The following is an 11,980-nucleotide window of genomic DNA, read 5'->3' as shown; positions in this document are numbered from 1 at the left end:
TCCGTGGGCACTGCGATAACGGTCGATCCAGCGCCCAGTAGTCCGGCAGCTCACCTGCGACCCATCAATAACTGCGATACCACCATCGATGGGGGACTGTTGTCAACACATTTTTCGCCGCGTACGGTGAGGGAAACATCTGAGCAAAGGAGCAGGAAATTGGGTAAATTCGTCATACAGCCACACGGGAGGCTGCAGGAATGGGTCGCCGAAGAGCGCGGCTATTTCACCGCCGAGGGCCTCGATTATGAGTTCGCCACCGAGTGGTTCGCCGGTGACACCAGGACAACATCCGCCGTCCAGTCGACGGATGACGCACCGCACGAACTGAAGAGCGGCGCGCTCGAGGACATGGAAGCCGGCCGCGCGTGCGACGTCTCCGGTGCCTGCCACTGGGCCGTGAACGAAGCCGCCACCAAGGCGAGCGGAAAGATGTGGGGGAGCGCGTACTCGGTTTCGCCGGCAGGGATTTACGTTGCCGCCGACTCGGCGTACCAGCGCCCGCAAGACCTGGCCGGAGTACCGGTAGCGGTCGGCTACCATTCCGGGAGCCACTATTCGGCAATCCAAGCCCTGTCGTCGGTTCTGGACCAGTCCGACATCGCCACCACCTTCGCCGGTTTCCCCTACGACCGGGTGCGGCTGATGATGCGTGGCGAGGTCCAGGCGGCGAACGTCTTCGGCCCGCAGGCCTACCTGCTGGAGCAGCTCGGCTTCCGAAAGCTGCTGGACACCACCTTCATGATGGGGTTCTACATCTCTGAAAAGGCCGACCACGAAGACACCGAGCGCTACTTCCGTGCCCTCGAGAAGGCGCAACGCGACATCGATCTGGAACAGGAGCGGTACAAGAAGTACTGGCTGCGCGAGATGCCGGAAGACCTTGCCGCCATTGCGGACATTCATCGATTCGGACCGGGCGAGCGGATAGTCTTCCAGCAGTACACGCAGGAGATGTACGACACGACCCAGGCGTGGATGAAGAAGTGGGACCTGCTCGACTTGGAGATCGGTTTGGGTTCCGGCTTCGAGAAGGCAGTGCTCGCCTAGAAGACAACGACAGGCGGCGGCGAGCGGCGGCCGATAGGGTCGTTCGGGAGACGATGCCGGCGAGGGAGACCATGGCGTGAATTTGGAATTGTTCCGCCTTCTGGTCTTCGTCACCGTCGTCGATCGCAACGGCTACTCGGCCGCGGCTCGCCACCTGCACCTGGGGCAGTCCACGGTCTCGCATCACATCGGGGAGTTGCAGAAGGCACTGCAGGCCGACCTCCTCGTCTACGAGCAGGGTGCAATTCACCTCACCGCAGCAGGACACGAGGTCTACCGGTCGGCGCTGCTCATGTTGGCCGAGCAGGAGTCACTGGTCCATGCCTTGAATGACCTCAAACAAGGCAGGGGCGGACGCGTGCGGCTGGGCGCCAGCCTCGCGTTCGAACAGGAGTATTTCCTCCTCCAGGCGATTGCTCCGTTCCTGCGATCGCATCCCGACACGATGCTGTCCCTTCGCTTCGGTCACAGCGGCAGCACCGCCCAAGCGGTGCTCGACCGCCAACTGGACATCGCCTACGTGATCAATTGGCATCTTCCGGTGGATGCGAGGTTCGAGCTTCTGCACACGGCGGAACTGATGTTCTTCGTGCCGCGCGATCACCCACTGGGCACCAAGGACAGCGTCGCTCCAGAGGAGATCGCAAAAGTCGGCTTGATCACCGCCCCCGCCACGGGCATCGAATCGGTCTATTACCTGGAGAAACTCCGCGAGAGCGGTCTCACCGGAGACCACTCGGTGCTCGAAATCGACGGACTGCAGGCTCGAGTGCTCGCGGCAGGGGCCGGATTGGGAGTGGTTGCCACGTTCGTCCCGAAATACGCGCGGCCAGGCGCCCTGGCCAGCCCGCTCGTCCCGGTTCGGCTGGATCGTCCGGCGGCACGCGCGGAGATCGGACTGGTCCAACGCTCCGGCGATAACGACTCCGAGGCCATCGGCACCCTCGCCGCGTGGCTGCGCGACCTCACTTCCGACTGACAAAAAGACAAGGCCATTCGTTCGTATGCTGACAATTATCCTGCGAGTCCCTAATGTTGGAGCGGGGCAAACATTCGTGCTTGCTTCGGACCAAGGAGGCTCCCTGTGACACCATCGACGACGGTGCTCGCCGTCACCGCGCATCCCGGCGACTTCGTGTGGCGCGCGGGGGGCGCTTTGGCGTTGACCGCTCAGAACGGTGGACGAGCCGTCATCGCGTGCTTGAGCTTCGGCGAACGCGGGGAGTCCGCGAGCTTGTGGCGGGCCGGAAAGTCGTTGGACGAAGTAAAGGCCGTCCGCCGGTCAGAAGGGGAGGCGGCGGCGAAGGTGTTGGGCGCCGAGGTGCGGTTCTTTGACGCCGGCGACTATCCCCTGAACGAAACTCCCGAGCTGGTGCAACAACTGGTCGACCTGTACCGCGAGTTGCAGCCGGATGTCGTGCTGTCCCATTCGGCACTGGACCCGTACAACGTGGACCACGTCGCCGCCAGCGAGATCGCCCGGAAGGCACGCATTCTGGCTCAGGCGGTCGGTGTGGAAGGCCCCGGTGACGTGTTGGGGGCACCGCCGATCTTTTGTTTCGAACCGCATCAGAGCGAGGTGTGCGGTTTCGTGCCGAATGTCCTTCTCGACATCACCTCGGTGTGGGAGGCGAAGCTGGCGGCGATGCACAGCCTGCCTGCGCAAAGCCACCTCGTCGAGTACTACAGCGACCTGGGTCGTCGGCGGGGGGTGCAGGCCAAGCGGAACAGCGGGCCGAATCTCGGGTTGCCGGTGCACGCGTACGCGGAAGCGTACGAGCGGGTGTACCCCCAGGTCACCACGGAACTGTCATGACGACACCGGTTCTGGCGCCCGACGGCGTCCGATGCATGGTGATGCGGGGCGGCACCTCGAAGGGAGCCTATTTTCTCGCCGGTGATCTCCCCTCGGATCCCGCCGTGCGGGACGACCTGCTGCTTCGGATCATGGGATCGCCTGACCCGCGGCAAATCGACGGGATCGGCGGCGCACACCCGCTGACCAGCAAGGTGGCGGTGATCAGCCGATCAGCCGACCCCGAGACCGACATCGATTACCTGTTCCTCCAGGTTCACGTCGACGAACCACTGGTCGGCGATCAGCAAACCTGCGGCAACCTTCTTGCCGGTGTTGCCCCGTTCGCGATCGAACGAGGCCTGGTCGGCGTCGCCGGTGAGACGACGGAGGTTCGCATCCGCATCCTCAACGGTTCGGGCTCCACCGCCACCGCCCGGGTGCAGACTCCCCATGGCCGGGTGAGCTACTCGGGCGACGTCATGATCTCGGGAGCACCATTTAGTGCCGCCTCCGTGCCCCTGGAATTCCCGGCGGCCAGCGCACCATTGCTGCCCACCGGTGCGGTGCGCAACCGCTTCGCCGGCATCGAGGTCACCTGCGTGGATGCCGGGATGCCGGTCGTGCTGCTGCGTGCACAGGACCTGGGCATCACCGGCTACGAGTCCCCCAAAGACCTGGAGGCGAACGCCGCCCTGACCGGGAAAGTGGAGGAGATCCGACTCCTCGCCGGCCCGGCGATGGGCCTCGGCGACGTGCGCGACGCCACCGTGCCGAAGATGTCGCTGGTGGCACCGCCGCGGGCGGGCGGGGCGATCTGCACCCGGACCTTCATCCCCCATCGGGTGCACACCTCGATCGGGGTCGTCGGTGCCATTTCGGTTGCTGCCGGTGCGTTGTTGCCAGGTTCGGTGGCGGCGCAGGACCTCGACTCCGACTCAGCCGACCCAGAATCGTCGGCCCTGCGTATCGAGCACCCGACCGGCTTTTTCGACGTGGAAGCACAGTTGACCGGCACCGGCGTCGCCAGTTCGCTCCGCCGCAGCGCGGTGATCCGCACCGCGCGGAAACTATTCGACGGCCTCGTCTGGCCGCGAGACCCAGAACCGCGAGACCCAAAAGGAGTGTTTTGATGACCGAACCGAGCCCGGAGCGTCTGCGCGATATCGCGCACATCGGACCCGTGGAGATGTTCACACCGACGTTGGAGGCCAGCAGGGACTTCTTCGTCAATTCCATGGCGCTGCGGGAGGTGCATCGCGCCGGCGACTCGATCTACCTGCACACCTGGGACGACTATCAGAGCTACACCATCAAACTCACTCAGCGCGAGCAGGCGGGCGTTGGCCGCACCTATCTGCGCGCAGCCAGCCCGCAGGCACTGGAGCGGCTGGTCAACCTGATCGAGCCGACCGGATTCGGACAGGGATACAGCGATAGCGAGCACGGCCTCGGCCCGACGTACCTCTTCGACGATCCCGATGGGCATCCGATGGGAGTGTATTGGGAGGTGGACCGGTATCAGGCTGACGCCTCGGACTCCCCGGCGTTGAAGAACCAGGCGGCAGCGTTCCCCGGGCGCGGCGCCAACGTTCGCCGACTCGATCACGTGAACTACCTCACTCGGGAGGTGGCAGCCGTCAGCACGTTCCTCACCGACGTGCTCGGCGCCCGGTGCACCGAACGCATCGCCCGGGCCGACGGCGGCTACGACGGCGTCTGGTTCAACGTCTGCAACAAGTCCTATGACTTGGTCTACACGAAGGACTGGCTGGGGGCGCAGGGCCGCCTGCACCACATCGCATTCGCCACCGACACTCGTGAAGACATCCTGCGGGCGGCCGACGTGTTCCTGGAAGCCGGCGTCTACATCGAGACCGGCCCGCATAAGCACACCATCCAGCAGGGATTCTTCCTTTACGTCTGGGAGCCGGGCGGCAACCGGATCGAGCTGCACAACCCCGGTGCCAGGCTGATCCTCGCCCCCGACTGGGAGCCGGTCACCTGGTCGCCCGAGGAACGGGCGAAGGGGCAGGCCTGGGGATTGAAGACCATCGAGTCGTTCCACACCCACGGCACACCTGTCGTCGCGGGCGATTCGGCAGCCCAACGGTAGCGCCGACGGCGGCAGCCGCGGACAGTCACGACACCGCGCTGGCGGAGTCCGTGATGACCCGCCTGCTGGCCCTCACGCCGGCCGGGCTTTCCGGCCGCACCATGCTCGTCGTCGGGCTGGGTGCGGTGGGAAGTCGGGTCGCGCAATCGGCCAAGGCTGAGGGGATGCGGGTGCTCGCGGTGAACCGGCTCGGCCAGACGGACCTGCCCTACGTTGATGAGATCCGCACGTCGCGCTTCTTGGGCGATTTGCTGCCGGTTGCGCACGCGGTCGTCCTCGCCCTGCCGCTGACGGAAAAGACCAGGGGGATGATCGATGCGGAGAGGATCGCCCGGATGCGCTTCGACGCCGTCGTGCTGGACGCCGGCAGCGCCGGCGTGATCGACGAGTCTGCGTTGGAGGACGCACTGGCCGAAGGATCGGTGGCCGGCGTCGCACTCCATCTGGGTTAGGCGGACACCTCGCCCAATGGCACCGCCGGATCGGCCAGCTTGGAACGATCCACCCGGGCGCCGGAGCTCACCAGGGCACGAATGGCGGCGGTGAGGTGCCAGATGTTCACGTTCATTCCCGCGAGCACCCGTTCGCCGGCCAGCCAGAACACGATGAATCTGCCCGTCGCCAGGTCACCACGGACGACGACCTCGGCGGCGGTATCGGGCGGCACGTAGCCCAGATACTCCATGCCCAACTCGTATTGGTCGGAGAAGAAATAGGGAACGTTGTCGTAGACGGGCGCCCGGCCCATCATGCCGGCCGCTGCCACCGGCGGCTGCTTCCTGGCCGCCGACCAGTGCCCCAAGCGCAGGTGGATGCCCAGGCTCGGGTGGAAGCAACTGGCCACGTCCCCTGCTGCGAAGATGTCAGGGTCGGCCGTGGCAAGGTGCTCGTCGACGACCACGCCATCGTCGGTCACGAGGCCGCAGCCTTCTGCCAGCGCGGTGTTCGCCACGGCACCGATCCCCACGATGACCACGTCGGCGCCGATGAACGCTCCGTCGGCCAGGCGCACGCCGGTGACTCGACCACCGTCCCCGGTGAGCTCTGCCACGGCGACGCCCAGTTGGAATCGCACACCGTGGCGACGATGCAGGGCGGCATAGATTCCGGCGACCTGATGGCCGAGCGGCTTCGCCAGTGGCAGGTCGCCCGCGCCGAGCACCGTGACGTCGCATCCGGCCAGACGGGCCGCGACGGCGGTCTCCAGACCGACCCACCCGGCGCCGATGATCACCACGCGTCCGGCCGTGGCAAAGGCCGCCTTGATCGCCTCGCAATCCGCGATATTCCGCAGGTACAGCACACCGTGCAGCTGGTCGCCGGGAACATTCAGCCGGCGCACAGAAGCTCCCGTCGCCAGCAACAGCTTGTCGTACCCGACCCGCTCGCCGGTGCGGAGAACCACGTCATGGGTGGCGCGGTCGATGGCCGTGACGCAGCAGCCCCGGCGTAACTCGATGTTCTGATCGGAGTACCACCGCTGCGGGTGGAGGTAGAGTTTCGCCTTTTCGGACCTGTCCTTCAGGTAGTCCTTCGACAGCGGCAGTCGGTCGTAGGGGAATTCGCTCTCGGCTCCGATGAGCACGATCCGCCCGGTGTGGCCTTGGGTGCGCAACGCTCCGGCTGCCGTGGCACCTGCCAAACCTGCGCCGACGATGACGAAGGTGCGCCCCATGTTCCCGAGTGTAGCCGCCGTTAGTGGGCGAACTCGTGCGACGCCAGGAATGCCGCCTCGGTGCGGCTGGCCGCACCGAGTTTCCTCAGGATCGCCGACACGTGCACGGACGCTGTTTTGGCACTGATGAACAGCTTTTCGCCGATCTGCCGGTTGCTCAGGCCCTGCGCGATCAGCTCAAGCACCTGTACCTCACGGGCGGTGAGCTCCGCACCGTCCGTCGATCGTGACACCGCGGGGTCGGTGAGCGCCAAACCGGCGCGTTCGACGAACGCGGCCACACGGGAAGTGATCAAGCCGGCACCCAGTAACTCAGCTGCTGCGGAGGCTTCCCGCAGGGTCTCGGCCGCCTGCGCCCGATCGCCGGTGGCGACCAGCGCCTGGCCCAGCCGATACAGGGCGTACGGTCGCAGGTGCGCCGGGCCGCGCTGGGCACCGAGCAGGGCACGGCGCCATTCGGGCACGGAGTTGCCGGTACCGTCTCCGCCCAGCTCCGCATCGACGAGCGCCGACCAGACCTCCCAGGTCGGCCAGAACCGTTCCCTCTCCAGCAGCGCCCGCACCGACGCTTCGTCGGCCGACGGATCCCACCCTTCGGCCGCGGCAGCGTTCGACACGGTGCGCTTACGCGCCACCACTGCGGCTGCCACGCTGAGCAGGGGCAAATCATAGGGTGGCAACACCGGGTGGTCATCGGCAAACAGCAGCGACGCCTGCGTCCAGGCTTCATCGAGATCACCCTGCGCGAGCGCGAGCTCGGCCAGCACGCGCGCCGTGCCCAGCAGGGTCTGCGTCTCGGTGCCCGTTGCCGCGGTACCACTCTGCACCGACGTCGTCTGCATCGACATCGTCTGCATCGACGTCGTCTGCATCGACATAGAGGAACGCCAGCCGCGGTAGGTACGCGCGGCGGTCTCCGCCTCACCGCGCCATAGCAGCAGCCACAGTTTCGCGCGCTGTAAGTAGACCCGGAACGCCGGAGGCGGCGCCAGGGCCCGTGCGCGATCAATGAGGGCACCGGCCCGGTCCCACTGCCCCAGCGCCAGCAGCGGGTCCACGGCGTTGGAGGTCAGGATCACCCCCGAGGACCGCTCCACGCCCAGCGCCCTGGCACGGGCGATGCCCTCCTCAGCCAACTGCAGCGCCTCGTCGAATCGGCCCAAGTGGAACCGGAGATCCGAGGCGTTCACGCGGTAGCGCAGCAGCGCAGCCGGGTCGCCTTGAGCGAGCTCTTTCGCCGAGTCGAGCTGCGCGGTCCCGGCCGCGATCTCGCCGCGGAGGGCGCGCGACAGGCCGGCGAGGTTCGCGGCGATCGAAGCCTGCCCCGGTGAGTCGATGGACCGCGCCAGCTGAAGTGCTTGATCGGCGAGGTCAATGGCCCGGTCCAGTTCGGACCTCACCATCAGACGGGCGGCGAGCGTATTCAACAGGGTGCCTCGGAGGACCTCGTCCACGCCTTCTGGCACAAGTTCGAGTGCTTGCTCCAGAAGCGGGATCGACCCCGGAAGGGCCATGTTGGCCAGATAGTACGCCTTGTCCCGAAGCAATCGGGCGAAGCGAACCGTATTGAGGGGCGCTGACGTGTCGCCCTCGGCCTCGTCGAGCGCCACATCCACCATGGCCAAGGAACGTTCATCGTCACCGGCGTTACGCAGCGCGGAAGCCGTCTTGGCCAGCAGGTCGACGTGGGACATCCCGGCAATGCGTTCGGCGTCGGGCAACTGCTGCCACAGGTCCAGTGCGCGTTCGCCCATCGCGGCGGCGTCTCCGTAGGCGTAGGAGACCCGCGCGTCCTCCATCGCGGCCAGCGCCGCCGGGAAGGCCTTGGCCTGGTTGTGCGCCGCGAACCAGTGCTCGGCAATCTCAGAAGAGCAGCACTCCGGTTGGATCTCCGACTCAAGCGCCTGAGCGTAGGCGGTGTGGAACCTGCCGCGCTCGCCGGGAAGCAGGTCGGTATGGATCGCCTCACGCACCAAAGCATGACGGAAGCTGTAGCGGGTCTCTTCGGCGACCAGGACGTTGGCGAGCACTGCCTCCCGGGCCGCAGCATCCAACTCGGCCGGATCGCCGTCGTGCACCGCCGTCAACAATTCATGCGAGACGCTCACACCGCCGGCGGAAAGAAGACGCAGCAGGCGCTGGGCGGGGTCCGAGAGCCGCTCGTACCGGGCCAGGAGGAGGTTCCTCAGGGAGTCCGGTAATGCATCGGTGTCGCAGCCGCACTCCACGTTCAGGCCCACTAGTTCCTCGACGAAGAACGGCACGCCGTCGCTGCGGTCGTACACCCGCTCCAGGGTGTCCGGGTCGAGCGTCTGATCGAAAATGTCACCGGCCAACTGGAACACCTGCGGGCGGTTGAGACGTGCGAGGTCCACACGTCTGGCCAGCCGGGCCCTGTCGATCTCCGACAGGAAGGTTCGCAGCGGGTGAGCTCGGTCCACGTCGTCGCTTCGGTAGCTGAGCACGATCATGATCCGGCCATCGGACAGGGCGCGAAGCAAGAAACGCAGCACCGCTAGTGTGGCGCTGTCGACCCAGTGCAGGTCCTCGAAGATGGCCACAATCGGGTGCTCGCGGGCAAAATTCTCCAGCAGCACCGCGATCACTTCGTGCACCGGAGCAACGCCGGGCCGCTCCGAACCGGAGTCGGCGGCATCCGGGTGCAGCGTGTCGCGCAACTCCGGCAGCAATACGGCAAGCGCGCCCCGGCCGGGACCCGCGGCGGCGGCCACCGCGTCAGCCCCAGCCTGCCGCACAAGGGTACGGATCATCGCCGTGATCGGGGCGTATGGCACCGCGCCGGCGCCGAGGTCCACGCAGTTGCCCACCAGGATGCGCGCCCGCGCGCCGGACTCGGCCTCGAATTCGGAGAGCAGGCGCGTCTTACCGATTCCTGCCTCGCCGGCCACCACGACGGCGCGAGGACTGCCCTCGATCGCTTCGTCGAGCGTGGCGCGAAGCATCCGAAGTTCTCGGTCTCGACCGATCATGGTCGGGCTGGCTACCGATGATTTCACCATTCCATGGTCCCACGGACCACCGACATAGGCCACGGGATCGTCGCTACCGGCCCATCCGCTCGGCTACCCGTCGTGGCTGTGCGGCGAGGGAACGGAGCACCCGGTCGATGACGTTCTCCCGTGGACGACGTGCCGTTTCGCGCTGGGCACTGAGCAGCTCCGCTGCCCGCTCCCGCTGGACCCGGATTCGCTCGACGTCCCGCTGTATCTGTTCTTCCCGCGCCCTCAGCAGCACCGTGGACGTGTACTCCGATGACATCATGTCACTCCTCTAAGAAACTTCGATGTCTTCCCATCGTGGTTTCTAAGGAGGGATGAATAGATCGGGCGAATGCCCTATCTTTCGCCAGTGCGGGTCTTAGGTGGCTTCCGGCGACAGTCGGGCCTCGGGAATCGTCGGCTCGAACAACTCGACTGGATTGCCCGACGGGTCATCGATGAGGATCTGATGGCCGCCGACGCCGATGACGATGTCGTTGCGGAAGCGAACGCCCACCGCGTGCAGCGCGTCCACGGTGGCGGCGAGGTCGTCGACCTCGAGTGAGATCCGGTTCCAGCCTCCCGGCATTGGCACGGACCCATCGGGCATGGACTGGCCGCCGCCGCCGCGCTCGCTCGGTGCGCTCAGCAGCAGCCGGAGGTCGCCGCGATCCAGCATCGCAAACGTCGGCGCCGGATGCATGGCCTCCTGGAATCCTAGATAGCCGCAATAGAACTCGATAGCGGCGTCGACATCGTTGACGATGTACCGCACGCTCACAGTCGCCATGGTGCCTCCTCCAGTCACCTGCCAAGGCTACGCTGCGGCGATCTGTCGCGGCAGTGGGTTCACTCTTAGGCTGGGCTCATGCCATCCGATGAAATTCCGGTCGCCGCGGCCCAATTCGCGCCGGGCACCGACAAGGCCGCCAACCTCGACGCCATCCGGTCGCTCGCGCAGCGCGCCGTGGATCGGGGTGCACAGCTGGTGGTGTTCCCGGAATACTCCTCGTTCTTCACCCCCGAGCTCGGCGCCCGCGCCGTGGCGGCGGCCGAAAGCCTCGACGGACCCTTCGTCGCGGCCTTGGCGCGGATCGCCGGTAATGTCGGCGCAACCATCGTGGCCGGGATGCTGGAGGCCACCCGAACGCCTGACCGGTTCGCCAACACCCTGATCGCGGTGTCGCGAAGCGGGGAGGTGCTCGCGAAGTACCGCAAGATCCATCTTTATGATGCGTTCGGCCAGCGTGAGTCGGACTCGGTGCTGGCCGGCGACATCGAAAGACCGGAAACGTTCTCGGTCGGCGGCTTCACGGCCGGGCTGCAGACCTGTTACGACCTGCGCTTCCCCGAGTCCACCAGGCGGCTCGTGGACGCGGGGGTCGATCTTGTGCTCGTGCCGTCCGAGTGGGTGCGCGGCCCGCTCAAGGAAGCGCACTGGCGTCTCCTGGTCACCGCGCGGGCGGTGGAGAACACCGTGTATGTTGTGGCGGCAGACCAGGCCCCACCGATCGGTGCCGGGAACAGCATGATCGTCGATCCGATGGGCGTCGAGTTGGCGACGGTGGGCGAGAACACCGATGTGGCGCTCGGGTGGGCGTCTCCCGCGCGCCTCGCCGAGGTGCGCGCGATCAATCCGGCGTTGGCTCTGCGCCGGTTCGCGGTAGTCGCTCGGTAGCGGTACCGCTCAGGCGACCGGTACCAAGCTCAAAGGCAATCCGGTGAGCCGCTCGAGTTCCTCCAGCGTGGTGTCACCGAAAAGCTCCTGCACGGACACCCCGCTTTCGGTGATGCGGAAGACCGCGTAGTCAGTGTAGACGGCGCTGACGCAGCCGATGCCGGTGAGCGGGTAACTGCACTCGGGGACGAGTTTGCAGGCTCCGTCACGGGTGAAGAGTTCCATGATGACGAACACCTGTTTCGCGCCGATGGCGAGGTCCATCGCTCCGCCGACGGCCGGGATCGCATCCGGCGTGCCCGTGTGCCAGTTGGCCAGGTCGCCGCTGGTCGACACCTGGAAGGCACCGAGCACGCAAATGTCCAGGTGTCCGCCGCGCATCATCCCGAACGAGTCGGCGTGGTGGAAGTAGGCGGCACCGGGCAGTTCGGTGACCGGAATCTTGCCCGCGTTGATCAGATCGGGGTCGATCTGATCTCCCACTGCGACCGGTCCCATGCCGAGCATGCCGTTCTCCGTGTGCAGGATGATCTCCCGGTCTTGAGGGAGGAAATCCGAGATCATCGTGGGCAGGCCGATGCCGAGGTTGACGTATGCCCCCTCCGGGATGTCCTGCGCGGCGCGTCGCGCCATGTCGGTGCGGCTCAGTGGCCCTCTCATTGCAGCC

12 protein-coding genes are annotated in these 11,980 nt (G+C 66.3%); 7 read left to right on the top strand and 5 right to left on the bottom strand.

Going from position 1 to position 11,980, the window contains the following annotated elements:
• Positions 1-159: 159 nt before the first annotated feature.
• From ABFX56_RS13025 to ABFX56_RS13000, 6 genes are all read left to right on the top strand, one after another.
• Positions 160-1,050 carry an ABC transporter substrate-binding protein gene (locus tag ABFX56_RS13025; RefSeq protein WP_346233768.1) on the top strand — a complete coding sequence of 297 codons (891 nt, stop codon included), beginning with the start codon at positions 160-162 and terminating at the stop codon, positions 1,048-1,050.
• Positions 1,051-1,126: 76 nt separating this feature from the next.
• Positions 1,127-2,029 carry a LysR family transcriptional regulator gene (locus ABFX56_RS13020; protein WP_346233767.1) on the top strand — a complete coding sequence of 301 codons (903 nt, stop codon included), beginning with the start codon at positions 1,127-1,129 and terminating at the stop codon, positions 2,027-2,029.
• Between the two features lie 105 nt (positions 2,030-2,134).
• Complete coding sequence (locus tag ABFX56_RS13015) at positions 2,135-2,866, top strand: PIG-L deacetylase family protein (RefSeq protein WP_346233766.1); 732 nt, start codon at positions 2,135-2,137, stop codon at positions 2,864-2,866.
• Positions 2,863-3,978 carry a 4-oxalomesaconate tautomerase gene (locus ABFX56_RS13010; RefSeq protein ID WP_346233765.1) on the top strand — a complete coding sequence of 372 codons (1,116 nt, stop codon included), beginning with the start codon at positions 2,863-2,865 and terminating at the stop codon, positions 3,976-3,978. The genes ABFX56_RS13015 and ABFX56_RS13010 overlap by 4 nt, the downstream gene beginning before the upstream one ends.
• Positions 3,978-4,961, top strand: a complete 984-nt coding sequence (locus tag ABFX56_RS13005) for a VOC family protein (RefSeq protein ID WP_346233764.1) — start codon at positions 3,978-3,980, stop codon at positions 4,959-4,961. The genes ABFX56_RS13010 and ABFX56_RS13005 overlap by 1 nt, the downstream gene beginning before the upstream one ends.
• Positions 4,962-5,014: 53 nt before the next feature.
• Entirely contained in the window at positions 5,015-5,413 is a 399-nt protein-coding gene (locus ABFX56_RS13000; RefSeq protein ID WP_346233763.1) for an NAD(P)-dependent oxidoreductase, read from the top strand.
• Here ABFX56_RS13000 and ABFX56_RS12995 read toward each other — a convergent pair.
• The 4 genes from ABFX56_RS12995 to ABFX56_RS12980 form a co-directional block, all read right to left on the bottom strand.
• Positions 5,410-6,636, bottom strand: coding sequence for an NAD(P)/FAD-dependent oxidoreductase (locus tag ABFX56_RS12995; protein ID WP_346233762.1), 1,227 nt, complete (start codon positions 6,634-6,636; stop codon positions 5,410-5,412). The two genes, ABFX56_RS13000 and ABFX56_RS12995, sit on opposite strands and share 4 nt — an antisense overlap.
• 20 nt (positions 6,637-6,656) lie before the next feature.
• Positions 6,657-9,626: a helix-turn-helix transcriptional regulator gene (locus ABFX56_RS12990; RefSeq protein ID WP_346233761.1), complete on the bottom strand. Its 2,970-nt coding sequence runs from the start codon at positions 9,624-9,626 to the stop codon at positions 6,657-6,659.
• 73 nt (positions 9,627-9,699) lie between these two features.
• On the bottom strand, positions 9,700-9,918 hold the full coding sequence (locus ABFX56_RS12985; protein WP_346233760.1) for a hypothetical protein: 219 nt from the start codon (positions 9,916-9,918) through the stop codon (positions 9,700-9,702).
• Between the two features lie 96 nt (positions 9,919-10,014).
• Positions 10,015-10,425, bottom strand: a complete 411-nt coding sequence (locus ABFX56_RS12980; RefSeq protein ID WP_346233758.1) for a VOC family protein — start codon at positions 10,423-10,425, stop codon at positions 10,015-10,017.
• Positions 10,426-10,503: 78 nt separating this feature from the next.
• Between ABFX56_RS12980 and ABFX56_RS12975 the strand changes: the two genes are divergently transcribed.
• Positions 10,504-11,313 (top strand): carbon-nitrogen hydrolase family protein, encoded by an 810-nt coding sequence (locus ABFX56_RS12975; RefSeq protein WP_346233757.1) that lies wholly within the window; start codon positions 10,504-10,506, stop codon positions 11,311-11,313.
• A 9-nt stretch (positions 11,314-11,322) separates the two neighbouring features.
• Here the strand turns inward: ABFX56_RS12975 and ABFX56_RS12970 are convergent, their stop codons facing one another.
• Positions 11,323-11,973: a 3-oxoacid CoA-transferase subunit B gene (locus ABFX56_RS12970; protein WP_346233756.1), complete on the bottom strand. Its 651-nt coding sequence runs from the start codon at positions 11,971-11,973 to the stop codon at positions 11,323-11,325.
• Positions 11,974-11,980 lie beyond the last annotated feature (7 nt).

Origin of the sequence: Parafrigoribacterium mesophilum (genome assembly GCF_039652555.1) — a bacterium.
Taxonomy (GTDB): domain Bacteria; phylum Actinomycetota; class Actinomycetes; order Actinomycetales; family Microbacteriaceae; genus Parafrigoribacterium; species Parafrigoribacterium mesophilum.
Note: the sequence above shows the minus strand (reverse complement) of the source record. Positions and strands in the feature narration are given on the sequence as shown.

What these genes read in the sequence shown, in the direction of transcription:
- ABFX56_RS12995 (WP_346233762.1), bottom strand. Translation starts at nt 6,636, where the DNA reads ATGGGGCGCACCTTCGTCATCGTCGGCGCAGGTTTGGCAGGTGCCACG.
- ABFX56_RS13005 (WP_346233764.1), top strand. Translation starts at nt 3,978, where the DNA reads ATGACCGAACCGAGCCCGGAGCGTCTGCGCGATATCGCGCACATCGGA.
- ABFX56_RS12970 (WP_346233756.1), bottom strand. Translation starts at nt 11,973, where the DNA reads ATGAGAGGGCCACTGAGCCGCACCGACATGGCGCGACGCGCCGCGCAG.
- ABFX56_RS13010 (WP_346233765.1), top strand. Translation starts at nt 2,863, where the DNA reads ATGACGACACCGGTTCTGGCGCCCGACGGCGTCCGATGCATGGTGATG.
- ABFX56_RS12985 (WP_346233760.1), bottom strand. Translation starts at nt 9,918, where the DNA reads ATGATGTCATCGGAGTACACGTCCACGGTGCTGCTGAGGGCGCGGGAA.
- ABFX56_RS12980 (WP_346233758.1), bottom strand. Translation starts at nt 10,425, where the DNA reads ATGGCGACTGTGAGCGTGCGGTACATCGTCAACGATGTCGACGCCGCT.
- ABFX56_RS13000 (WP_346233763.1), top strand. Translation starts at nt 5,015, where the DNA reads ATGACCCGCCTGCTGGCCCTCACGCCGGCCGGGCTTTCCGGCCGCACC.
- ABFX56_RS12975 (WP_346233757.1), top strand. Translation starts at nt 10,504, where the DNA reads ATGCCATCCGATGAAATTCCGGTCGCCGCGGCCCAATTCGCGCCGGGC.
- ABFX56_RS12990 (WP_346233761.1), bottom strand. Translation starts at nt 9,626, where the DNA reads ATGATCGGTCGAGACCGAGAACTTCGGATGCTTCGCGCCACGCTCGAC.